This is a genomic window from Streptomyces griseosporeus (assembly GCF_014656055.1).
Lineage (GTDB): Bacteria > Actinomycetota > Actinomycetes > Streptomycetales > Streptomycetaceae > Streptomyces > Streptomyces griseosporeus.
In genome coordinates this window covers 552,337-575,369 of record NZ_BNBR01000005.1, presented here as the reverse complement: position 1 = coordinate 575,369, position 23,033 = coordinate 552,337, and the positions used below count along the sequence as shown (strand labels likewise).

Annotated in this window: 21 protein-coding genes; 7 read left to right on the top strand and 14 right to left on the bottom strand. The window is 73.9% G+C overall.

Features of this window, described 5'->3' with window-relative positions:
- Positions 1 to 9: 9 nt before the first annotated feature.
- The 3 genes from IE308_RS25725 (at position 10) to IE308_RS25715 (ending at position 7,223) form a co-directional block, all read left to right on the top strand.
- Positions 10 to 1,698 carry an aminotransferase-like domain-containing protein gene (locus tag IE308_RS25725; RefSeq protein WP_190219718.1) on the top strand — a complete coding sequence of 563 codons (1,689 nt, stop codon included), beginning with the start codon at positions 10 to 12 and terminating at the stop codon, positions 1,696 to 1,698.
- Between the two features lie 410 nt (positions 1,699 to 2,108).
- Complete coding sequence (locus IE308_RS25720) at positions 2,109 to 6,257, top strand: WD40 repeat domain-containing protein (protein WP_190219717.1); 4,149 nt, start codon at positions 2,109 to 2,111, stop codon at positions 6,255 to 6,257.
- 171 nt (positions 6,258 to 6,428) lie between these two features.
- On the top strand, positions 6,429 to 7,223 hold the full coding sequence (locus IE308_RS25715) for a glycosyltransferase family 2 protein (RefSeq protein WP_190219716.1): 795 nt from the start codon (positions 6,429 to 6,431) through the stop codon (positions 7,221 to 7,223).
- On the opposite strand, the gene IE308_RS25710 is transcribed toward IE308_RS25715, so the two are convergent.
- Genes IE308_RS25710 through IE308_RS25700 form a run of 3 tightly spaced genes read right to left on the bottom strand, consistent with a single transcriptional unit; the run spans position 7,195 to position 9,177 of the window.
- Complete coding sequence (locus IE308_RS25710) at positions 7,195 to 7,413, bottom strand: ferredoxin (protein WP_190219715.1); 219 nt, start codon at positions 7,411 to 7,413, stop codon at positions 7,195 to 7,197. The genes IE308_RS25715 and IE308_RS25710 overlap by 29 nt on opposite strands.
- Positions 7,414 to 7,456: 43 nt before the next feature.
- Positions 7,457 to 8,161: a TIGR03943 family putative permease subunit gene (locus tag IE308_RS25705; protein ID WP_190219714.1), complete on the bottom strand. Its 705-nt coding sequence runs from the start codon at positions 8,159 to 8,161 to the stop codon at positions 7,457 to 7,459.
- Complete coding sequence (locus tag IE308_RS25700; protein ID WP_190219713.1) at positions 8,158 to 9,177, bottom strand: permease; 1,020 nt, start codon at positions 9,175 to 9,177, stop codon at positions 8,158 to 8,160. Before IE308_RS25700 ends, IE308_RS25705 begins: the two co-directional genes overlap by 4 nt.
- 167 nt (positions 9,178 to 9,344) lie before the next feature.
- On the opposite strand from IE308_RS25700, the gene IE308_RS25695 reads away from it, so the two are divergent.
- A complete protein-coding gene (locus tag IE308_RS25695; RefSeq protein WP_190219856.1) occupies positions 9,345 to 11,201 on the top strand; it encodes an NAD-binding protein in 1,857 nt (618 codons plus the stop codon).
- A 6-nt stretch (positions 11,202 to 11,207) separates the two neighbouring features.
- On the opposite strand, the gene IE308_RS25690 is transcribed toward IE308_RS25695, so the two are convergent.
- Positions 11,208 to 13,061, bottom strand: coding sequence for a S9 family peptidase (locus IE308_RS25690; RefSeq protein WP_190219712.1), 1,854 nt, complete (start codon positions 13,059 to 13,061; stop codon positions 11,208 to 11,210).
- A 133-nt stretch (positions 13,062 to 13,194) separates the two neighbouring features.
- On the opposite strand from IE308_RS25690, the gene IE308_RS25685 reads away from it, so the two are divergent.
- Entirely contained in the window at positions 13,195 to 13,974 is a 780-nt protein-coding gene (locus IE308_RS25685; protein WP_190219711.1) for an SURF1 family protein, read from the top strand.
- A 28-nt stretch (positions 13,975 to 14,002) separates the two neighbouring features.
- Here the strand turns inward: IE308_RS25685 and IE308_RS25680 are convergent, their stop codons facing one another.
- The 6 genes from IE308_RS25680 to IE308_RS25655 form a co-directional block, all read right to left on the bottom strand.
- On the bottom strand, positions 14,003 to 15,220 hold the full coding sequence (locus IE308_RS25680; protein WP_229909058.1) for a hypothetical protein: 1,218 nt from the start codon (positions 15,218 to 15,220) through the stop codon (positions 14,003 to 14,005).
- Positions 15,217 to 15,891 carry a SigE family RNA polymerase sigma factor gene (locus IE308_RS25675; protein ID WP_190219710.1) on the bottom strand — a complete coding sequence of 225 codons (675 nt, stop codon included), beginning with the start codon at positions 15,889 to 15,891 and terminating at the stop codon, positions 15,217 to 15,219. The genes IE308_RS25680 and IE308_RS25675 overlap by 4 nt, the downstream gene beginning before the upstream one ends.
- Positions 15,892 to 16,243: 352 nt before the next feature.
- Positions 16,244 to 17,302, bottom strand: a complete 1,059-nt coding sequence (locus tag IE308_RS25670; protein ID WP_110629467.1) for an aspartate-semialdehyde dehydrogenase — start codon at positions 17,300 to 17,302, stop codon at positions 16,244 to 16,246.
- A gap of 13 nt (positions 17,303 to 17,315) precedes the next feature.
- On the bottom strand, positions 17,316 to 18,593 hold the full coding sequence (locus tag IE308_RS25665; protein ID WP_110629466.1) for an aspartate kinase: 1,278 nt from the start codon (positions 18,591 to 18,593) through the stop codon (positions 17,316 to 17,318).
- Positions 18,594 to 18,789: 196 nt separating this feature from the next.
- Complete coding sequence (locus IE308_RS25660; RefSeq protein ID WP_190219709.1) at positions 18,790 to 19,371, bottom strand: Uma2 family endonuclease; 582 nt, start codon at positions 19,369 to 19,371, stop codon at positions 18,790 to 18,792.
- 50 nt (positions 19,372 to 19,421) lie between these two features.
- Positions 19,422 to 19,580 (bottom strand): hypothetical protein, encoded by a 159-nt coding sequence (locus IE308_RS25655; RefSeq protein ID WP_190219708.1) that lies wholly within the window; start codon positions 19,578 to 19,580, stop codon positions 19,422 to 19,424.
- Here IE308_RS25655 and IE308_RS25650 point away from each other — a divergent pair.
- Positions 19,555 to 20,232: a replicative DNA helicase gene (locus IE308_RS25650; protein WP_190219707.1), complete on the top strand. Its 678-nt coding sequence runs from the start codon at positions 19,555 to 19,557 to the stop codon at positions 20,230 to 20,232. The genes IE308_RS25655 and IE308_RS25650 overlap by 26 nt on opposite strands.
- Positions 20,233 to 20,269: 37 nt before the next feature.
- Here the strand turns inward: IE308_RS25650 and IE308_RS25645 are convergent, their stop codons facing one another.
- Together IE308_RS25645 and IE308_RS25640 are read right to left on the bottom strand one after the other, a co-directional pair.
- Positions 20,270 to 20,458 (bottom strand): DUF397 domain-containing protein, encoded by a 189-nt coding sequence (locus IE308_RS25645; protein ID WP_110629463.1) that lies wholly within the window; start codon positions 20,456 to 20,458, stop codon positions 20,270 to 20,272.
- Positions 20,451 to 21,230 carry a helix-turn-helix domain-containing protein gene (locus IE308_RS25640; RefSeq protein ID WP_190219854.1) on the bottom strand — a complete coding sequence of 260 codons (780 nt, stop codon included), beginning with the start codon at positions 21,228 to 21,230 and terminating at the stop codon, positions 20,451 to 20,453. The genes IE308_RS25645 and IE308_RS25640 overlap by 8 nt, the downstream gene beginning before the upstream one ends.
- Before the next feature lie 96 nt (positions 21,231 to 21,326).
- Here IE308_RS25640 and IE308_RS25635 point away from each other — a divergent pair, with 96 nt between their 5' ends.
- Complete coding sequence (locus IE308_RS25635) at positions 21,327 to 21,728, top strand: hypothetical protein (protein ID WP_190219706.1); 402 nt, start codon at positions 21,327 to 21,329, stop codon at positions 21,726 to 21,728.
- A 22-nt stretch (positions 21,729 to 21,750) separates the two neighbouring features.
- Here the strand turns inward: IE308_RS25635 and IE308_RS25630 are convergent, their stop codons facing one another.
- On the bottom strand, positions 21,751 to 22,413 hold the full coding sequence (locus tag IE308_RS25630; RefSeq protein ID WP_110629462.1) for a DUF5063 domain-containing protein: 663 nt from the start codon (positions 22,411 to 22,413) through the stop codon (positions 21,751 to 21,753).
- A complete protein-coding gene (gene recR / locus IE308_RS25625) occupies positions 22,406 to 23,005 on the bottom strand; it encodes a recombination mediator RecR (protein WP_110629461.1) in 600 nt (199 codons plus the stop codon). The genes IE308_RS25630 and recR overlap by 8 nt, the downstream gene beginning before the upstream one ends.
- Positions 23,006 to 23,033: the final 28 nt, after the last annotated feature.

Sequence of the window (23,033 nt, the reverse complement as noted above, 5' to 3'; positions counted from 1 at the left end):
ATGGTCGTCATGAGCACCCGCAGCACCCAGCAGAGCGCGGAAGGCCGCCCGGAACCCGTCGGCCACGGCTCCGACTTCCTCCAGCTCGACATCCGGGACGTGCCGGACGACGGCAAGGCGGACTGGCTGGCCGCGCGGCTGCGGCAGGCCATCGCCGACGGCCGGGTGGCCGTGGGCAGCAGACTCCCGCCCACGCGGATCCTCGCGGCCGAGCTGCGGCTGTCCCGCGGGGTGGTCACGGAGGCGTACCGCCGCCTGGCGGAGGACGGCCAGGTGGAGGGCCGCCGGCGCGGCGGCACGGTGGTGGTCGCGGCGCCCTTCACAGCGACGGGGCCGGCCGCTCGGCCCCTGCCCTCCCCCGCGCCGACGGAGAGGGCCCGGAAAGCCGTCCTGCCTCCGGCCCGGCAGGAGCCCCCGGCCCCGCTCACCGACGACCCCCACGACGGCCGTCCCCTGACCGACCTCCCCCGGCCCGCCCAGGCCGCCTGGCCCGCCGAAGCCACCCGAGCCGCCCACTTCGCGCCCCCGCCCTCCCCCGCACCCCCGACAACCACCCCCACCCCCTTCTCCTCCGCCCCCACCCCCGCCGTCTTCGACGCCCTCCGCGCCACCCCCGCCACCGCCGACTTCACCCCGGGCCGGCCCGATCTCGCCGCCTTCCCGCGGGCGGCCTGGCTGCGGGCCGAGCGGGCGGTGCTCGGGGGGCTGTCGGCGGAGCACCTCGGGTACGGCGACCCCCGTGGCGCGCCCGCGCTGCGCAGGGCCGTCGCCGGCTGGGTGGCGCGCAACCGGGGTGTCCGCGTCGCCCCGGACGAGGTGCTGATCGTGTCGGGCACGGCCCAGGCGCTCACCCTGCTCCACCCGGTGCTGCGCGCTGAGGGCCTGGACGCGGTCGCCGTGGAGGACCCCGGCTCGCTGGGCTCCCGGCAGCACCTCCAGGCGGGCGGCCTGGCCACCCCGGCCGTGCCGGTCGACGAGGACGGCGTCCGGGTGGACGCCCTGCGCGCCACCGGCGCCCGCGCGGTGCTGCTCACGCCAGCCCACCAGTTCCCCACCGGCGTGGTGACGAGCGGGGAGCGCCGCCGGGAGCTGCTGGCCTGGGCGCGGGAGGGCGGGCTGATCCTGGAGGACGACTACGACGCCGAGCACCGATACGACCGTCCGCCCGTCCCCGCCCTGCGCGGTCTGCTCGCCGACCAGGTCTGCTACCTGGGCAGCGTGTCCAAGCTGCTCGCCCCGGCGCTGCGGATCGGCTGGATGGTCCCGCCGCCCCGCCACCGCGTCCCGCTGACCGACGCCAAGCGCTTCGCCGACCTCGGCAACGCCGTCCTGCCGCAGCTGGTGCTGGCCCGCCTGATGGACTCCGGCGAGCTGGAGCGGCACCTGCGGACCGTGCGCCGCCGGCACCGCGGCCGCCGCGACGCGATGATCACGGCTCTGGCCGCGCACCTGCCGGGCGCGGTCGTGCACGGCGCCTCGGCCGGGCTGCACCTGACGGTGACGTACGACGCGGACGTACCCGACACCGATCTCGCCGCCGCCGCGCTCGCCCGGGGCGTGAAGTGCCATCCGCTGTCCTGGCACCGCCAGGTGCCCGGCCGCCCGGGTCTCGTCCTCGGCTACGCGGGCAGCCCGCCCGGGGTCATCGCCGAGGGCGTCGCCGCCCTGGGCGAGGCCCTGCGCGAGCTGACCCGCTGACCGAGCCGCCCGAGCCGCCCGAGCCGGCCGAGCCGGCCGACCGACCCGGGGACCGGGTGGGAACACGTCGGCACCGGTCCCTCCCCTCGTGGGGACCGGTGCCGAAATCGTGGGGCGGCGTCGATTCCGCCCGAGCGGGCAGGGATCGGAAGAAGGCCGGTCCGGTGACGGAAACCGTGCCACCGCCTCACCGAGCGTGGTGCCGTCAGCCTGCGCCGACGCGCCGCGGCGGGCTCGCCGCTGTGTCTGGATCCTGCCAGGTGAGCCTCGCGGCGAGGAGGTTCCGGTTCCGCCATGAAGGCCTTCACCGCAGGTCAGGCGTATAAAGTGAGTTTTCCGGTCCGGATGTCCGGTCAGGGTGTCCGGTCCGTGTCCGGTCCCGACAGGCAGGCACGCGTGGAGGTGAGGAGTTGCAGACCTCGGGTTCCGGCTCAGGGGCACGCACAGCCTTCGCGGAGCGGCTCGCCCTGCTGTACCGGGAGGCCGGCAATCCTCCCCTCAAACGGGTGTCCGAAGCCGTGGGCCGGTTGCAGCGGGTCGACGAGCGCGGCCGGCCCGTACGGGTGTCGGCCCAGCGGATCAGCGACTGGCGGCGCGCGAAGAACGTGCCGGCCCAGTTCGCGGCCCTCGCCGCGGTCCTGCAGATCCTGATCCCGGAGGCCCGCCGGGAGCGGCCGGTGCCGGTCTCGCCGGGGCTGTACGACCTCGCGCACTGGCAGCGGCTGTGGGAGCTGGCCGTCGCCGACCCCGCCGGGGAGCGGCCGGAGGCGGTGGCCGGTGACATCGGGCCGCCGGCGGAGGTGCCGAGCGGGGTCTGCCCGTACCGGGGGCTCGCCTCCTACCGGCGGGAGGACGCCCGCTGGTTCTTCGGGCGCGAGCGCAGCACGGAGGCCCTGGTCGCCCAGCTCGCCGCCGCGGAGGAGACCGGCGGGCTGGTCATGCTCGTCGGCGCGTCGGGTGCCGGGAAGTCCTCGCTGCTCCACGCGGGTCTCGTGCCCGCGCTGCAGAGCGCCGACGAGGCCCGTGAGGTCGTCCAGCTCGTGCCGGGCGCCGACCCGCTGGCCGAGCTGACCCGCCGTATACCGGAGCTGGCCGCGGTCATCCCTGACCGCCGCCCCGACACCGACGCCGACGCCGACGCCGGTCCCGACGCCGACCGGGAGGCCGACCCGGGCGCCGCCCCCGACCGCGGCCCCGCCACGGCGGCCCCGCCGCCCGGCACCTCCACCGTCCCGCCCCCCACGGACAGGCCCCCCACCGACACGCCTCCCAAGTCCGCGCCTCCCAAAGACAGGTCGGCCACCACCCCGGCCGCCCCCACGACCCCCTCCCTCCACTCCGCCCTCTCCGCCTGGTCCGCCCGCATCGGCGCCTCCCCCACCGCACGGCCCGTCCTGATCGTCGACCAGTTCGAGGAGACGTTCACCCTCTGCCCGCGCGAGGCCGACCGGCGTGCCTTCGTGCAGGTCCTCCAGGCCGCCTGCACGCCCGCGCGGCCCGGTGAGCGCGCCCCCGTCCTCGTCGTGCTGGGCATCCGCGCCGACTTCTACGAGCAGTGCCTGGTCCACCCCGAGCTGGCCGACGCCCTGCAGCACCGGCACATGGTGCTCGGTCCGCTGACCACCGCCGAGCTGCGGGAGGCCGTGACCGGTCCGGCCAAGGCGGTCGGTCTGGAGCTGGAGCCCGGTCTGGCGGAGCTGATCGTGCGCGAGGTCAGCGCCGACGGCCCGCGCGGCGCGCACGACGCGGGTGTGCTGCCGCTGCTGTCGCACGCGCTGCTCGCGACCTGGCAGCGCCGCAAGGGCGGCCGGCTGTCGCTGGCCGGGTACCGGGCGGCGGGCGGTATCCAGGGCGCGGTCGCGGCGACCGCCGAGCGGGCCTGGTCGGGGCTGGACCCGGCGGCCCGGACGGCGGCCCGTGTACTGCTGCTGAGGCTGGTCCGGATCGGTGAGGACACGCAGGCCACGCGGCGGCGCGGGACGCGGCGGCAGCTGGCGGAGGAGTCCGCGGACCCGGGCAAGACGGAGGAGTCGCTGGAGGCGCTGGTGCGCGCCCGGCTGGTGACGCTGGACGCGGACACCGTGGAGATCACCCACGAGGCGCTGCTCACCGCCTGGCCCCGGCTGCGGAACTGGATCGACGAGGACCGCGGCGGCAACCTGCTGCGGCAGCGGCTGGAGGAGGACGGCCGGGCCTGGGAGGACTCCGACCGCGACCCGTCGCTGCTGTACCGGGGGTCGCGGCTGGAGCAGGCGCACGGCTGGGCGCGGTCGGCGGGCGACACCTTCCTCACCCGCAGCGCGGTGGAGTTCCTGGCGGCGTCGGTGCGGCTGCGGCGGCGGAACCTGTGGCTCGGCCGGGCGGCCGTGGCGGCGCTGGTGGTGCTGGCCGTCGTGGCGGCGGGCGCCGCGGTGGTCGCCTGGCAGCAGCGCGACGACGCGGTGTTCGCGCAGGTGCTGGCCGAGGCCGACCGGGTGCAGGACACCGATCCGTCGCTGTCGGCCCAGCTGGACCTGGTGGCGCACCGGCTGCGCCCGCACGACCAGGACACCGGCAACCGGCTGCTGTCGATCGTGAACGCGCCGCTGGCCACCCCGCTGCTCGGGCACACCGGCGCCGTGTACCTGACCTCCTTCTCCCCCGACGGCAAGCTGCTGGCCACCGCCAGCTACGACCGGACGGTCCGCCTGTGGAACGTCGCCGATCCCACGCGCCCCGAACCGCTGGGCGGGCCGCTGACCGGCCACGGCAGCTGGGTGAGCAGTGCCGTGTTCAGCCCCGACGGCCGCACCCTGGCCAGCGCCGGCGACGACGGCACGATCCGCCGCTGGGACGTCACCGACCCGGCCCACCCCCGCCCGCTCGGCACGCCGCTGGACGGGCACGAGGGCACGATCTACCTGATCGCGTTCAGCCGGGACGGGCGGGTGCTCGCCTCCGCCGGGGAGGACCGCACCGTCCGCCTGTGGGACGTGGCCGACCCGGCCCGGCCGCGCGCGCTGGCCGCGCTGACCGGTCATGACGCCGCGGTGCGCTCGGTCGCCTTCGGCCCGGACGGCCGTACGGTGGCAACCGGCGGCGACGACGGCGCCGTACGCCTGTGGGACGTGGCCGATTTAGCCAAGCCGCGGGAGCTGACCACGCTCGCCGGGCACAGCGGCACCGTGCACTCGGTCGCGTTCAGCCCCGACGGGCGCGCCCTGGCCACCGGCGGCGCCGACGACACCGTACGGCTGTGGAACACCGCCGACCCCGCCCGCGCCCGGGCGCTCGGCGGGCCGCTCACCGGGCACACCGGGCCCGTCTGGTCGGTGGCGTTCAGCCCGGACGGCGAGCTGCTCGCCGCCGCCAGCGCCGACAGCACCGCGAGCCTGTGGACCGTCGTGGACCCGGCGCACCCGGCGCAGATCGGCGAACCCCTGGCGGGCGGCAGCGGCGAGATGTACGCGCTCGGCTTCAGCCCGGACGGGCGCACCCTGGCCACCGGCAGCGGCGACAGCAAGGTGCGGCTGTGGTCGGTGCCGACGGCGGACATGATCGGCCGCAGCGGCGGCTTCCGCCCGGACGGGCGGCTGCTGGCCACGGCCGCCCGCGACGGCCGGGTCCGGCTGTGGAACGTCGAGCGGCCCGGCCGGCCCGTGCCGGTGGGCGAACCGTTCATGCCAGCGGACGGCGGCGACCGCGCGCTACTGTTCTCCCCCGACGGCCGCACCCTGTCCGTCCTCACCGACACCCACCGGGTGTACCTGTGGGACGTGTCCGACCCGGCCCGGCCGACGGCCCTCGGGCCGCCGCTGGAGCTGCGCACCCGGTTCGCGTTCGCGCAGGCGTACAGCCCCGACGGCCGCGTCCTCGCGACGGCGTACACCGACCGCACGATCCGCCTGTGGGACGTCTCCGCCCCGGCCCGGCCCCGCGCCCTCGGCGCGCCGCTGGCCGGGCACCGCGGGTACGTCAACGACCTCGCGTTCAGCCCGGACGGCCGCACCCTGGCCAGCGGCAGCGCGGACGCCACCGTACGGCTGTGGGACGTGCGCGACCCGGCCCGGCCGCGGGCGGTGCGCACCCTGACCGGGCACACCGGGCCCGTGAACATGCTGGTCTACACCCCCGACGGCCGTACGCTCGCCAGCGGCAGCGACGACGACACGGTCCGGCTGTGGGACACCGCCGACCCCGCCCGTGCCCGCACGCTGGGCGCGCCGCTGACCGGGCACACGGAGGCGGTCGTCTCCCTCACGCTGAGCCGCGACGGCCGCACCCTGGCCAGCGGCGGCAACGACAACACGGTCCGGCTGTGGGACATCGCCGACCCCGCCCACGCCGCGCCGCTCGGCGAGTCGATGAGCCCGAACGCCAAGGCCGGCCACTTCCTCGCGTTCAGCCCGCGCGGCGACATGCTCGGGGTGTCCAGCGGCACCGGCACGGTCCGGCTGTGGAACCTGGACGTCGACGCCGCCGTCCGGCACATCTGCGCGAGCACGCGGGGCGTGCTGACCGCGCAGAAGTGGCACGAGTACCTGCCGCGGCTGTCCTACGACCCGCCCTGCGACGACTGACCCCCATCCGTCCACGTGATCCGTGTCACACCCTTCAGCCGCTCTCCAGCGGGCGGCTCCCGCCGTCCGGTCGGCCCTGTTAGCCTTGGCCGCAGCCCGATCGCTGGTGCATCCCCCGTCGCCAGCGGTCGGGTCCTTTCGTCGCCGCCCGCGTGTCATAGCCTGAGCCGCGTGTCCCAGGCCCCCCACCACCACGAGGGCGCTCCCGCGCCCCGGCGCATCACCGTCGTCACCGCTGTCCACGCCCCCTCGGCGCGCTTCCTGCCCGAGGCCCACCGGTCGCTGGCCGCGCAGGAGCTGCCCGACGGCTGGGAGTGGCGGTGGGTGATCCGCGAGGACGGCACCACCGACGCCGTACGCCCCCACGTCCCCGACGACGAGCGGATCGTCTTCCGGCAGGGGCGGCCCGGCGGCCCCGGCGTCGCCCGCACGCTCGCCCTGGCCGATGCCGACGGGGAGTACGTGAAGATCCTCGACGCCGACGACCAGCTCACGCCGGGTGCGCTCGCCCGTGACCTGGCCGCGCTGGAGGCGCGTCCGGACCTCGGCTGGGCGACCTCCCGGGCGCTGGACCTGCTGCCCGACGGCTCCACCGCCGGCTTCCCCGGCGACCCGGACGAGGGCCCGCTCGAACGCGGCGCCGTCCTCGCCCACTTCACCGCCCACGACCACCGGGCCCAGGTCCACCCGGCCACCCTGTTCGTCCGCCGTGAGCTGCTGCTCGCCCTCGGCGGCTGGATGGCGCTGCCCGCCTCCGAGGACACCGGGCTGCTGCTGGCGCTCGACGCGGTCAGCCGCGGCTGGTTCACCGCCGAGACCGGGTTGCTCTACCGCAAGTGGGACGGCCAGGTCACCGGCCAGGCCCCGCACGTCGACCCGGCGGAGCGACGGGCCCGGATGGCGGTGGTGGTGGCGCGGGCCCACGCGCTGGCCGGGCTCAGGGCCGGCCGGACCTCTCCTCGGTGACGCTGATCGCCTGCGAGGGGCAGCCCTCGACCGCCTCCCGCAGCGCGTCCCGCAGGTCCGGGTCGTCCGCGGCGGCCTCGCCGCCCGGCCGGACGGCACCGAAGCCGTCGGCCACCGTGAAGACGGCCGGCACCCGGTAGACGCAGTCGCCCGAGCCGTAGCACCGCTCGGGATCCACCGAGATCCTCATCTGTACTCCCGTACGCGCCAGGTGACTTCGCTCCCGCCCGACCCTAGCCGTTCCAGGTCTCGTCGTACGGGTCGCGCGGCACCGGCACCGGCCGGGCCGACGTCACCTCGAAGTACGGCACCGGGCCGCCGTTGACGGGGTCCCTGGTCCGCTCCGGGGTGTAACGGCCCGTCACCTCCAGCCAGGCGTCCGGCTGGAGCACCGGCGGGATCCGCCCCGACAGGGCGATCTTCACCGGCTGGGCGTCGGCGGCACAGCAGTTGAGCGCCATCCGGACCAGGTAGGGCGTGCCCGAGCGGTCCAGCGCGACGAACCCGGTGATCGCGATACGGCGCCCGGCGAGCGAACGGCCCCCGTCGTACACGGCACGCCCCGCGTAGTCGGCGAGCGCGATCCGCAGCGGGTCACCGGCGGGCAGCACGGGATAGCCGTACGGCTGCTGCAGGGCCGTACCGGTACGGCTCGCGCTGTAGGAGCCGAGCGCGGGCGGGGCGACCAGGACCAGCGCGAACAACGGCAGCAACAGCAGCCAGGCGATACGGGGTTCGGGGTGCGGGTGGGTCTCGGGCGGGCGCCGGCGCTCGTACCACAGCGTCGCCAGCGCCGCCGCGACGAGCACGATCCCCGCGGCCAGCAGCAGCGGCCGCAGCCCCGCCTTCACGTACCGCAGATACAGATCGGTGCTGCCGGCGTGCAGCAGGGCGGCGCCGAGCAGGAACAGGACGGCGGCCTGCGCGTGGCGGTTCACAGCAGCACCGCCCCGACGGCCACCGACACCACGACCGCCAGGACGAGCGTCACCGGCGCGAACCGCACCGCGAACGCCCGGCCGAACGTGCCCGCCTGCAGCGCGAACAGCTTCAGGTCCACCATCGGGCCGACCACCAGGAAGGCCAGCTTCGCGGTGGCCGAGAACTCCGTCAGCGACGCCGCCACGAACGCGTCCGCCTCCGAGCAGATCGACAGCAGCACCGCCAGCGCGGCCAGCGCGAGCACCCCGAGCGCCGGGTTGCCGGCCGCCGCCCGCAGCCAGCTCTGCGGGGCCACCGCCTTCAGCGTCGCCGCGGCCGCCGCGCCCACCACCAGGAAGCCGCCCGCGTGCGTCACGTCGTGCCGCACCGACCCCCAGAACGCCTCCCCCTTCGTCCGGCCCCCGTGCCCCGCGTGCCGCGGCGGGCGCAGCCACTCCGCCCGGCCCAGCCGCTGCCACAGCCAGCCCATCGCGCACGCCACCACCAGCCCGGCGACCAGCCGGCCCGCGACCATCTCCGGGCGGCGCGGGAAGGCCACCGCCGTCGCCGTCAGCACGACCGGGTTGATCGCCGGGGCGGACAGCAGGAACGCCAGCGCCGCCGCCGGCGTCACCCCGCGCCGCACCAGCGCCCCCGCCACCGGCACCGACGCGCACTCACAGCCCGGCAGCACCGCCCCCGCCACCCCGGCGACCGGCACCGCCAGCGCCGGCCGGCCGGGCAGCGCCCGCGCGAAGAACGACGCCGGCACCCACACCGCGATCACCGCCGACAGCAGCACCCCCAGCACCAGGAACGGCAGCGCCTGCACCACCACCGCCACGAACACCGTCATCCAGCTCTGCATGACCGGCGCCGCGAGCCCCCGCCGGATCGGCCCCTGTCCGACGGCCACGAGCAGCAGCACGAAGGTCAGCACCAGCGGCGAACTCGGCCCCGACGTCCGGCCCGGCGCCGGGCCCGGCGGCGGGCCGGGGGTGGTCCGGCCCGGAGTGCGGGTCGTGGTGGCCACGGGCGGTACCTCCAAAGGCGGGCGGCGGTGGTCTGCCTCCCCGTCAGTACGGCCGCGCGACCGGGTCCGTTCACCGTCGCGCTGGAACCACCCGTGTTTCTGGGGCAGTCTCCTTCCTCGTGGGGAGCGTTCCGAGTCAGGGCACGGCCGGTGATGCCGGCGCGCACATGGTGGTGTGCGGGGACGACGGGCTGGCGCACCGGCTCGCCGCCGAACTGCGCGGGGTGTACGGCGAGCAGGTGACGCTCGTCGTGCCGCCCGGCCGGCGCACCGTGCGCCCACCCGTCGTGGGGCGGGCCCGCGCGGTGTCCGCCGCGCTGCTCGACCGGGTGGTCATGGCCGCCGTCAACCGGGGCAACGGCACGAGCACCGGCACCGGCACCGGCGGTGAACCGCAGGGCGGCGAGCGGCTCGTCGAGGCCGCCGAGCCCACCGAGGCCGTCCTCGCCGAGGCCGGCGTGGACCGGGCCGCCGCGCTGGCCCTGGTGTACGACGACGACGAGACCAACATCCGCGCCGCCCTCACCGCCCGCCGCCTCAACCCCCGTCTGCGGCTCGTGCTGCGCCTGTACAACCGGCGGCTCGGCCAGCACATCGAGGAACTCCTCGACCAGGCCGCCCGGCTGGCCACCGCGGGAGGGACGGACGGGGACGGCTCGGACGCCTCCGTCACCGTGCTCTCCGACGCCGACACCGCCGCACCCGCGCTCGCGGCGGCCGCCGTCGCCGGCACCACCAAGGTCGTACAGACCGAGGGGCTGATGCTGCGGGCGGTGGAACACCCGCCGCGCCCCGACGGCCGGGCCGCCCCGTCCGGCCTGGCCACCCTCGCGCTGCTCTCCGCGACCGGCAACGACCCCGCCTTCGCGGACGGTTCGGAGAACAGCGGCGAACACGGACCGCGGCTGCTGCCCGACGCGGAGAGCGTGCGGGCCGCGCGCGGACGCGGCACCGTCGTGCTGGAGCAGGTCTCCTACGCCGGTCCCTCCCTGCCCGCCGGCCGGGGCAGCGGCGGTGTCGTCCCGCCCTTCGCCTCGCTCTTCTCCCGCCGCCTGCGCTGGTCGCTCGCCGGACTGGTGGGCTGCGTCGTCGCGCTCGCCGTCGCGCTGTCGGTGGTCACCGGCATCCACCCGCTCGGCGCGCTGTATCTGACCCTGCTGGACCTGTTCGCCATCAACGACCCCGCCAAGGGCGACCCCACCGGGCGGCAGGTGCTGCAACTGCTGTCCGGACTGGTCGGGTTGCTCCTCCTTCCCGTGCTGCTCGCCGCCGTCCTGGAGGCGCTGGGCACCTTCCGCACCGCCTCCGCCCTGCGCAAACCGCCCCGCGGCCTCGGCGGGCACGTCGTCCTGCTCGGCCTCGGCAAGATCGGCACCCGCGTCCTGACCCGGCTGCGGGAGCTGAACATCCCCGTGGTGTGCGTCGAGTCCGACCCGGAGGCCCGGGGCCTGGCCACCGCGCGGCGGCTGCGGGTGCCGGTGGTGCTCGGCGACGTCACCCAGGAGGGCGTCCTGGAGGCCGCGAAGATCCACCGCGCGCATGCGCTGCTCGCCGTGACCTCCTCCGACACCACCAACCTGGAGGCCGTGCTGTACGCCCGGGGCGTGCGGCCCGGCCTGCGGGCCGTGCTGCGGCTGTACGACGACGACTTCGCGACCGCCGTCTACCGCACCCTGCGGGCCGCGCACCCGCATGCCCTCACCCGCAGCCGCAGCGTGACGCACCTCGCCGCGCCGGCCTTCGCCGGGGCGATGCTCGGGCGGCAGATCCTGGGCGCGATCCCCGTCGAACGGCGGGTGCTGCTGTTCGCGGAGGTCCAGGTGGGGCGGCATCCGCAGCTGGCCGGCAAGACGGTGGCGCAGGCCTTCGAGCCGGGGCTGTGGCGGGTGCTGGCGGTGGACGCGGCCGGCGTGGACGGGGAGGTGTCCGACGCGTACGTGCTGCGGGGCGAGGACCGGGTGGTGCTGGCGGCCACCCGGCGGGGGCTGGCCGAGCTGTCCCCCACCCGGGCGCTCCGCTCCTAGTGGCTGCTAGCGCGCTCTCGGCAGGTGCCGCTCCGCGAAGTCCAGCTCCAGCCTCACCTGCTTGATCCGCTCGTCGACCACCAGCGAGCCGTGCCCCGCGTCGTAGCGGTACACCTCGTGGACCGCGTCGCGGGACTTGAGGCGGGCCACGTAGTTCTCGATCTGGCGGATCGGGCAGCGCGGGTCGTTCACACCGGCCGAGATGTAGACGGGTGCCGTGACCCGGTCGACGTAGGTCAGCGGGGAGGACGCCGCGAACCGCTCCGGGACCTCCTCGGGCGTGCCGCCGAGCAGGGTGCGGTCCATGGCCTTCAGCGCCTCCATCTCGTCGTGGTACGCCGTGACGTAGTCGGCGACCGGGACGACGGCGATGCCCAGCGCCCACGCGTCGGGCTGGGTGCCGAGGCCGAGGAGGGTGAGGTAGCCGCCCCAGGAGGCGCCGGTGAGGATCAGCCGCTCGGGGTCGGCGAGGCCGGAGCCGATCGCCCACTCCCGCACGGCCGCGACGTCCTCCAGCTCGATCAGGCCGACGCGGTGCTTCAGCGCGTCCGTCCACGCCCGGCCGTACCCCGTGGAGCCGCGGTAGTTGACGCGGACCACCGCGTACCCGTGGTCGACCCAGGCCGCCGGGCCCGCCGCGAAGGAGTCGCTGTCGTGCCAGGTCGGGCCGCCGTGGATGTCGAAGACGGTGGGCAGCGGGCCGGTCGCGCCGGCCGGCTTCTGGACCAGGGCGTGGATGCGGCCGCCGGGCCCCTCCACCCACACGTCCTCCACCGGGACCGAGCCCGGGCAGCGCATGCCGGGCGGGTCGAGCACCACGCGGCCGGACGTGGAGCGGACCGCGGGCGGCTCGGCCGCCGACGACCACAGGTACTCCACCGTGCCGTCCGGGCGGGCCGTCGCCCCCGACACCGTGCCCGGCGGGGTGGGGATGCGCTCCAGCCCGCCGCTGCCCAGGTCGTACCGGAACAGCTCGCTGCGGGCCTCGAAGCCGTGCACCACGAGCAGCGCGCTGCCGTCCGGGTACCACTCGGCGCTGACGTCGCCCGGCAGGTCCAGCACCAGGTCGGTCTCCCGCCCGGTCGCCACGTCCCACACCATCGGCTCCCAGCGGCCCCGGCGCTGGTGGCCGACGAGCAGCCGGGTGTCGCCGTCGACCGGTGCGAAGCCCAGCACCTCCAGGCCCAGCTCCTTCGTGCCGCCCTGGGTGTCGTCCAGCTCGGCGACGGTCGTGCCGTCGGGGCGCAGCACGCGCAGCGCCGAGTGCATCGCGTCGCCGTGCTCGGTGTGCTCGATGGCGATCAGCGAGCCGTCGTGCGAGAGGTCGCCGACGCCCGCCGACTCGCGGTGCCGGTAGATCTCCAGCGGCGGCTCACCGGTGCGGGCCAGGTGGATCGTCGTACCGTCCTCGTCCGTGGAGCGGCCCACCACCGCCGTGCGGCCGTCGCGGCCGAGGGCCAGGCCCGCCGGGTAGGAGGGGTCGAGGCCCGGGGTGGCCAGCTCGTCCTCGCCGCCCGCGAAGGGGCGGCGGCGCCACACGCCGAACTCGTCGCCGTCCTTGTCGTCGAACCACCAGATCCACTCGCCGTCCGGGGAGAGCACGCCGTCCGTCGTGCCGTTCGGCCGGTGGGTCACCTGCTGCTGCTCGCCGGTCTCGCGGTCCCAGGAGTACAGCTCGTACGTCCCCGTGGCGTTCGACACGAACAGGGCGCGGTGCGGGGCGTCCAGCGCCCAGTCCGGCAGGGAGACCCGGGGTGCCCGGAAACGCCTCTCCCAGTCCGGCATCTGCTCCGTCGTGTCCTCGGCCATCTCCCCGCCCGCTTCCCGGTCCCCTGTGGCAGACCCGTAGCTCTCAGTCATGGCCCCATACTGCCCGCTGTGGCCGACAATCGTCCGCCCAGGTCCCCAGCCTGTGGACAACTTCCCGTCGTCCCCGTTCCCGACCCGAGCCCCGCCGCCCGCGCCCGGCCGCGCGCCCCGTACCGTTGAGGGCGTGTACCGGTTTCTGCTGACGCCCCGCTGGTGGGGGATCAACGTCTTCGTGCTGCTGGCCATCCCCTTCTGCGTCTTCATGGGGTCCTGGCAGCTGAGCCGGTTCGAGGCGCGCGTCGACGAGCACCGCGACGCCAGGGCCGCGGCCACCACCGCCCGCCGCGAGGCGGCCCGCCCGCTGGCCGAGCTGCTGCCCGTCACCAAGGCGACCGCCGGGCGGCAGACCACCGCGACCGGCCGGTACGGCAAGCAGCTCCTCGTGCCCGACCGCGAGCTGGACGGCCGCCGCGGCTTCTACGTCCTGACCCTCCTGCGCACCGACGCCGGCAAGGCCCTCCCGGTCGTGCGCGGCTGGCTGCCCGGCGCCGCCGACGCCGCGAAGGCCCCGGCCCCGCCGTCCGGCGAGGTCACCGTCACGGGCACGCTCCAGGCCTCCGAGACCCCCGGTGACAACGGCGTCAGCGCCCGCGGCGGGCTCCCGGCCGGGCAGACCGCGGCCATCAGCACGGCCTCGCTGGTCAACCTGGTGCCGGACGAGCTGTACGACGCCTGGGTGACCCTCGACAGGGCCGACGCCGGGATGACCGCCGTACCCGCGGCCAGGACGGCGGACACGGGGCTGGACCTGAAGGCCTTCCAGAACCTCGGCTACACCGGCGAGTGGTTCGTCTTCGCCGGGTTCGTGGTGTTCATGTGGTTCCGGCTGCTGCGCCGCGAGGTGGAGTTCCAGCGGGACGCGGCGCTCGGGCTCGTCCCGGAGGACGAGCCCGCCCGCGTCTGACCTCCCGGGCACCGCCCGGGCGGCGGGTCTACTGCGCCAGCAGCCCCGTCCGGTACACCGTCCCCGCGCACGCGTTCGGCACGGTCGTGGAGACCGTCGGTGAGCCCGCGGACGGCGTGTACGAGACGACGACGCTGCCGTCGGCCGTGCCGTCCCCGGTGCCGAGCTGGGTCGCCGTGCCGGTGTCACCGCCGGTCGACGTGCCGGAGCTGCCGTCGCTGCTGACCTCCGGGCTGGGCGAGGGGTCCGGCGAGGGAGAGGAGCTGCCGCCGGTCTCGCCGCCGGTGCCGCCGCTGGTGGAGCCGCCGGTGTCGCCGCCCGTGCTGTCGGTGCCGCCGCTGCCGGTCGGGCAGGTCTCCGACGGCACCCAGGCGAACTGCACGTCGAACGCGGAGCCCGGCGCGAGCACCACCTGGGACAGGGAGAGCGCCGGGTCGGGCAGGCCCGCGGCGGCGTCGCCCGCGGAGTGGTCCGCGAGCGCGATCCTCGCCGGGTCCGCGGCGCCCTGCGCGAGCGGGCTCACGCTGCCGGTGCCGCTGACCGAGCAGGTGCTGCCGGAGACGTTGACCACGTGGAAGGTGCCGTAGACGACACCGGCCGCGTCGGGGCCGCCGCTGCTCGCTGTGGCGCTGCCGAGCTGGTCGGCGGTGCATTCGGGGACGCCCGCCGCGCTGGTGGCCGCCGGGTCGGCGGTGCCGCCCGCGCCGGCGCCCTTGTCCTTGCCGGGGTCCTTGGTGCCGTCCTGGCCCTTGCCCGGGGTGGTGCCCGAGCCGGAGCCCGCGGACGTCTCCTGCCCGTCGGGGCCCTTGCTGGTGCCGGTGCCGCCCTGTGCCTGCGAGCTGTTGCCGGCGATGGAGGGGTTGGCGTCGGAGCCGGTGGCGTTGGAGACGTGCACCAGGGCGGGGATGGCCGTACCGATGAACAGGGCCGCGGCGGCCATGCCGACTGCTGCCTGGCGCTTGCGCGCCCGGCGCGCGGGGACAGCCCGCTTCAGGTGTTCCAGGGTGCCGTCGCGCGGCTCGATCTCCTGGACCGCCTGGTGCAGTATCCGGCGCAGTGCCAGCTCGTCCGAGTCGAGCCCTTCGGGGCTCGGGTCGTCCAGGCCGTGATTCACAGTTCCGTTCCCAGCGTGCGGTTGCTTCTCGTGCGATGGTTCGGCGTGCGGCTGCTGCGAGCCGCGGGCCTTGTGGGCCTCACGGGCCTCGTCGGCCTCGTGGGCCTCGGGGCCGCCCGGGACGTCGGTCATGTCCGGGCCTCCATGGCGATGCGCAGGGCGGCGATACCGCGGGAGCCGTAGGCCTTGACCGAGCCGAGGGAGATGCCGAGCGTCTCGGCGACCTGCGCCTCGGTCATGTCCGCGAAGTAGCGCAGCACCAGCACCTCGCGCTGGCGGCGCTGCAGGCCCTTCATCGCCTTGATGAGCGAGTCGCGCTCCAGCTGGTCGTACGCCCCCTCCTCCGCGCTGGCCATGTCCGGCATCGGCTTGGACAGCAGCTTCAGGCCGAGGATGCGGCGGCGCAGTGCCGAGCGGGAGAGGTTGACGACCGTCTGCCGCAGGTAGGCGAGGGTCTTCTCCGGGTCGCGGACCCGCTTGCGCGCCGAGTGGACGCGGATGAAGGCCTCCTGGACGACGTCCTCGCAGGAGGCGGTGTCGTCGAGGAGGAGCGCGGCGAGACCCAGCAGCGACCGGTAGTGGGCGCGGTAGGTCTCGGTGAGGTGGTCGACGGTGGTGCCGGCCGCCACGGTCTCCTCGGCGCCGTCGCGCTGACCGGGTATGCGGGCGGGCCGCGCTGCGGGCATGGGCGCGATCACCGGCATGCCGCCGGGCGAGCCGGGCATGCGGGTTCGGCGGCCGCCGCGTGGGGGCCGCAGGGCCGCGCCCCGCGCAGCCACAGTGAAGTCGAGTACCTCTGCCACGCCAGTTGGACACGTTTCCCCCCGTGAGGGTTGTACGTGCCGGGCGTCACGTTTACGCCGACCATGAGTCCCGCTCTTCCCCTATGTCCGAACGAACGGGCGTCCCCACGCCCGCGGCCAGGCCGTCCCCACGTCCTGGTGACACGCGTCCCGCGCCCGCACAGGGCGACCGCAAAGACGCTCCCCGCTCTCCGCGCGGTTGCGGGGAGCGGGGAGGAAAATCTTCGGCCGCCGCGGGTGCGGGGCTCAAGTGGTCCGGACGATCGCCCTGATCACATGATTTACACAGATCCTACAAAGTACCGGTGCAGGGGCCACCGTTTTTGCCGGACGAGGAGCCCGGACCGTGAGATCAGCGCCACTCGGCCGCGATCAGCTCGGCGATCTGCGCGGTGTTCAGGGCGGCGCCCTTGCGCAGGTTGTCCCCGCACACGAACAGCTCCAGCGCGGTCGGATCGTCCAGCGCCCGGCGCACCCGGCCGACCCAGGTGGGGTCGGTGCCCACCGCGTCGGCGGGCGTCGGGAACTCCCCGGCGGCCGGGTCGTCGCACAGGACGACACCGGGCGCGGTGGCGAGGATCTCGCGGGCCCCGTCGACGGTGACCTCGCCCTGGAAGCGGGCGTGGACCGTCAGGGAGTGCGTGGTGACGACCGGCACGCGCACGCAGGTCACGGCGACGGGCAGCCGGGGCAGCCCGAGGATCTTGCGGGACTCGTCCCGCACCTTCATCTCCTCCGACGACCAGCCGTCCTCGCGCAGCGACCCGGCCCACGGTACGACGTTCAGCGCGACCGGCTCCGGGAACGGCCCCGTCCGGTCCCCGACCGCGCGGCGCACATCGCCGGGGCTGGTGCCCAGTTCCGTGCCGGCGACGAGGGCGAGCTGCTCGCGCAGGGTCTCGATCCCGGCCCGCCCGGCACCGCTGACGGCCTGGTACGACGACACCACCAGCTCGCGCAGCCCGAACTCGGCGTGCAGCGCGCCCAGGGCGACGATCATCGACAGCGTCGTGCAGTTGGGGTTGGCGACGATCCCGCGCGGCCGGATGCGGACCGTGTGCGGGTTCACCTCGGGGACGACGAGGGGCACCTCCGGGTCCATCCGGAAGGCGGCGGAGTTGTCGACGACGACGGCGCCCTTGGCGGCGGCGACCGGCGCCCAGTGCGCGGAGACCTCGTCGGGCACGTCGAACAGGGCGACGTCGACCCCGTCGAAGGCGTCCTCCGACAGGGCCAGCACCTCGACCTGCTCGCCGCGCACGGCCAGCTTGCGGCCAGCCGAGCGCGGGGAGGCGATCAGCCGGATCTCGCCCCAGATGTCCGCCCGATGGGACAGGATCTGGAGCAGGACCGTGCCGACGGCCCCGGTCGCTCCCACGACCGCCAGCGTCGGCCCGGACCCTGCCGTCACCTCTGCGGCCTGGTCATCGGCCGGTGCCGCCGTAGACGACGGCCTCGTCGCTGTCGGAGTCGAGCCCGAAGGCGGTGTGCACGGCGCGGACGGCCTCCGGCACGTCGTCGGCGCGGGTGACGACCGAGATGCGGATCTCGGAGGTCGAGATCAGCTCGATGTTCACGCCGGCGTCGGACAGCGCCGTGAAGAAGTCGGCCGTCACGCCCGGGTTGGTCTTCATCCCGGCGCCGACGAGGGAGATCTTGCCGATCTGGTCGTCGTAGCGCAGCGAGTCGAAGCCGATGCCGCCCTTGTTCTTCTCCAGGGCGTCGATGGCCTTGCGGCCCTCGGTCTTCGGCAGCGTGAAGGAGATGTCCGTCAGGCCGGTGGCCGCGGCGGACACGTTCTGCACGACCATGTCGATGTTGATCTCGGCGTCGGCGATCGTGCGGAAGATGGACGCCGCCTCGCCCGGCTTGTCCGGCACGCCGACGACCGTGATCTTGGCCTCGGAGGTGTCGTGCGCGACACCGGAGATGATGGCCTGCTCCACCTTCTTGTCCCCTTGCTGAATCGGCTCACTGCTGACCCACGTGCCCTGCAGCCCACTGAAGCTGGAGCGGACGTGGATCGGGATGTTGTAGCGGCGGGCGTACTCCACACAGCGGTGGAGCAGCACCTTGGACCCGGACGCGGCCAGTTCGAGCATGTCCTCGAACGAGATCCAGTCGATCTTCCGGGCCTTCTTCACCACACGGGGGTCGGCGGTGAACACGCCGTCGACGTCGGTGTAGATCTCGCAGACCTCGGCGTCGAGCGCGGCGGCGAGGGCGACGGCCGTCGTGTCGGACCCACCGCGCCCCAGCGTGGTGATGTCCTTGGTGTCCTGGCTGACACCCTGGAACCCGGCGACGATGGCGATGTTGCCCTCGTCGAGCGAGTCGCGGATCCGGCCCGGGGTGACGTCGATGATCCGGGCTTTGTTGTGGACCGAGTCGGTGATGACACCTGCCTGGCTGCCGGTGAACGACTGGGCGCTGTGCCCCAGGTTCTTGATCGCCATGGCCAGCAGGGCCATGGAGATACGCTCTCCGGCGGTCAGCAGCATGTCGAGCTCGCGCCCGGCAGGCATGGGGGAAACCTGCTCGGCGAGATCGATCAGCTCGTCCGTCGTGTCGCCCATCGCGGAAACCACGGCGACCACCTGGTGGCCGTTCTTCTTGGCTTCCACGATCCGCTTGGCGACGCGCTTGATGCCCTCGGCATCGGCTACGGAGGAGCCTCCGTACTTCTGCACGACAAGGCCCACGTGCGCTCCTCGCTCCGTTTGTGTTCTTTCCGCATATACGACGGTGTACTGCGGGTCGGTTCAGTCTATCGAGCGTCCGAATCCCACCCTCGCGATATCGCATCGTGAGACGACCCGTCCGCCCGCGTCCGACTCGGCTCATGCCCCAGGGGCGACAGGGGCAGTCCGGAAAGTGGGGCGGGTCACATGGCAGCCGTCAGTCGGCGAACTCCTTGAGCGGTTCGGTGTCGAGGGTGATGTTCACCGGCTCGGGAAGCTCCACGGTCGCGCCGAACGGGAGCTTCTCCTGGTGCCGGTAGTGACCGTCCTCCGGCTGGTCGAAGACCACCAGCGAGCAGTCGTCCCGGTCGATGAGGAGACACACGGGGATCCCGGCCGCCGCGTAACCGCCGGGCTTCTCGACGCGGTCCCGCTGAGCCGTGTCGGAGTCGTACGACGTGATCTCCACCGCCATCAGCACCCCGTCGGCCTCGGACCATTCGCCGCGCCCCCTGAGGCTTCCCTTGGGTACCAGCACGGCATCCGCGCGAGCCCTCCCCTTGCGGTACGCCTCCGTCTTGAGGCCGCGCTCAGGGTGAAGCCGCAGCTCGGGGCGGGCCTGCATGCACTGCTCCAGGAGCCACATGTAGATCTCGCTGTGATCGCCGTCGGGTACGGCCTTGACCTGGACCTTTCCCTCGATGAACTCCAGCCGCACGGTCTCCGAGGCGTGGCGCTCCAGCTCCTCGAACTCCTCGACGGACATCTGCGGCCGGTGCTGCTCGGTCCTGGGGGTCATTACGTCGCCTCCTCGCCTCCATGGTGCCCGGACCGGCACGTCCCGCACGCTCACAGCAGGCCCGCCGCCCGGCGCAGGGCGTTGACCTTCTCCGTCACGTCGATGACCTCGTCCGCGCCAAACGGGCCGCCGGCGTCGCGCGGGGCGGCCAGGAAGGTGCCGGGTACGGCGCCGTACGAGGTGGTGCCCCCGAACAGCCTGCGGGGCATTCCCACCGGCTTCACCGACCTCGACCTTCTGACCGGAGGCCTGATCGGCGGCCGTCTGATGGTCATCGCGTCCCGTCCCGGGCTGGGGCGATCGACACTGGTAACTGACATGTGCCGCCATGCCGCGATCAAGCACAAGGTGCCCACTCTGGCGTACACGCTCGAAGAGAGCAGGGAGCACTTCGTCACCCGCGTTCTGTCCGCTGAGGCGCGTGTCGCCCGCCTTCGCATTCATGCGGGGACGATGGAAGAAGCGGAGTGGACACGCCTCGGCCGGATCGCACCGGTCATCTCGGACGCTCCGCTGTGGATCAAAGCGCCCAGTCGGCTGACGATGCGGCAGCTGGAGGACGAGGCGACCGAGTTGGTTCAGGATCATGGTGTGCGCCTGATCGCTGTGGACGGCATCCAGGACATCCGGCCGGCCAAGCGCAGCGACCTTCGCGAAAGGGAGGTCGGCGACATCGTCCGCGACCTGAAGACCCTGGCCCGCGAACTGGAAGTCCCGATCATCGCCACCAGTCACCTGAACCGTAGTCCGGAGCAGCGGTGGGACAAGAAACCGATGCTGGACGACCTCCGGGAGTCCGGCGCCATCACGGTGGCATTCCAGGGGCACTATGGTCGATTCGTCGACATGGCGCAGAACTGACCACTGCGCCATAGGGAAGGGCTCGAACCCCCCGGGCTCAAGCCTCGGGCTGAAGTGCGGCGATGAAGGCCGACCAGGCGGGCGCGGTGACGTGGAGGTGGGGGCCGGCGGGGGCCGTCTTGGAGTCGCGGATGTGGAGGGTGGTGGGGGTGGGGGCCACTTCGACGCAGTTGCCGCCTTCATCGTCGCTGTAGCTCGACTTGAACCACGTCAGCTGGTCAGTCATCGCGATCCACCATCCGCTCGATGAAACGGGCCGACTCGTCGGGGCTGAGAGCCTGCGCGCGGATCATGCTAAGCCGCCCCGCCACCCGGCTGACAACCTCCGGATCGGCCGACAGTTCGCTGGCGAACGGCCCTTCCGCGAAGGCCAGCCTCTCGTGGTCGCGTGTCTCCAGAAGCACCATGGCACCCAAGAGCGCCGGGGAGGTGGCCCGGTCGAACGGCAGCACCTGCAACTCGACGTTCCGCAGACCACCGGCCTCCAGCAGGTGCTCCAACTGCTGATCGTCCACGAACGGACTGCGGAGCACCGCCTCGTAGAGAATGAAGCTCAGGGCCACGGGCGGCTTCCGGTCGGTGAGGATGGCCTGCCGCTCGATACGGGCCTCGATCCGCTGCTCGACCGTCTCGTCGTCCAGAGGCGGGTAGCGGTTCTCGATCAGGGAGCGGGCGTACGCCCTTGTCTGCAACAGCCCCGGCACCAGGGCGACTTCGTACGACCAGTGACCGACGGCCTCCTTCTCCCGCTCCATGAACTCCTGCGCCCTGGGCGGGAACTTCTCCCTGCTGAGGTACTCCTTCGCGGCGCTCAGCAGACCCTCCGCCCGGCACAACTCGTCGGCCACGTCCAGGACTCGGGGCGTCGGCATGCGTACGCCCTGCTCCATGGCCTTGATGGTGTCCGGCGAGTAGTTGGCGGCGGCGGCCAGTTGCTCGCGGCTGACGTTGGCCTTGGTGCGCCAGCGCTTCAACTGGTTGCCGCTGAAGCGCCACATAGGGGGCGACTGAGTCACGGAACGCACCTCCGGCCGGTACACCGCGCCGTGTATCACCTGGGTCACTACTGAGCGTAGCTCGGTGGGCGGCACGGTGTGACCATGACGAGAGCAATGCACCGACCGGAGTGGGTTCCGGCGGCCGGCCACCGACTGCGCCTGGTCGGCGTCCACTTCGACGCCGTACGGATCGAGGGCCTCCTCGGGGAGACCGTGGCCGACTGGCTGATCGAGCGGACGGACGGGGACGCGGGGCCGATCGTGTGCGAGGCGAGCTGGAGCCGGTGGGTGTATTTCCTGCTCGCGCCGGGGGTCGTCCACGCCTACGACTGGCCGCTGGGCGTGCAGCGGCTGGGCGGGCAGGGCGAGCGCATGGTCACGTACGTCGGCATCCCGGCGCTGGACGGCAACACCTGGCCCCTGCGCTGGTACAGCGAACCGACGACGACGGCACCGTACGTGGACGCGGGGGCGCTGCTGGCCACCTTGGCCGCCTAGTTGCCGTGGGGCCCCGGGGGGGCTACTTCGCCTCGCCCAGGCCCAGCGGTCCCGCGATCTCCTCTGCCATGACCTGGCCCGCCTCGAACTCCAGCGTGTCGTCGCCCAGGTCCGCCTGGTCCGTGTCCAGGCCGTTCAGCTCCTCCAGGGGCTGGTTCAGGCGGACGTGGATGAGGACGGACTGGAGGGCGCGCAGGACCGCGGACGCCGTCGAGCCCCAGTTGGAGAAGTACGAGAACTGCCACCACCACAGGGCCTCCGACGTGCGGCCGGCCCGGTAGTGGGCCATGCCGTGGCGCAGGTCGGTGATGACGTCGGCCAGGTCGTCGGAGATCCGGGCCGGGACCGGGGCCTTGCGGGGCTCGTAGGGGTCGAAGACCTCGGAGTAGACGTCGATCGGCTCCAGCAGGCGGGCCAGGTTCTCGCGGAGTTCGTCCACGTCCGGCTCCGGGCCCGGGTCGGGCTCGTAGCGCTCGTCGGGGACGATGTCCTCGTGCGCGCCCAGCCTGCCGCCGGCCAGGAGGAGCTGGGAGACCTCCAGGAGGAGGAAGGGGACGGCCGAGGCCGGTTCGTCGCCCTTCGCGACCTCGGTGACGGCCACCAGGAAGCTCTCGACCTGGTCCGCGATCTGGACCGCGAAGTCGTCCGGGTTGTGCTCGGCGGCGTGCCGCGTGGCGTCAGACATCTAGGAGTCGTCTCCCCTCGAAGGCGCGGCCGAGAGTGACCTCGTCCGCGTATTCCAGGTCGCCACCCACCGGGAGGCCGCTGGCCAGGCGGGTGACCTTCAGGCCCATGGGCTTGATCATGCGGGCGAGGTACGTGGCCGTGGCCTCGCCTTCCAGGTTGGGGTCCGTCGCCAGGATCAGCTCCGTGACCGTACCGTCGGCCAACCGCGCGAGAAGTTCTCGTATACGCAGGTCGTCGGGTCCGACGCCCTCGATCGGGCTGATCGCTCCGCCGAGGACGTGGTAGCGGCCCCGGAACTCCCGGGTGCGCTCGATCGCGACGACGTCCTTCGGCTCCTCGACGACACAGATGACGGAGGGGTCACGCCGGCTGTCCCGGCAGATGGCGCACTGCTCCTCCTGCGCCACGTTGCCGCAGACCGCGCAGAAGCGGACCTTCGCCTTCACTTCGAGCAGGGCCTGGGCGAGCCGCCGTACATCCGTCGGCTCCGCCTGGAGGATGTGGAAGGCGATCCGCTGCGCGCTCTTGGGACCGACGCCGGGGAGCCGCCCCAGCTCGTCGATGAGGTCCTGGACCACGCCTTCGTACAACGGACTGCCGTCCTTCCTCGATTACTTC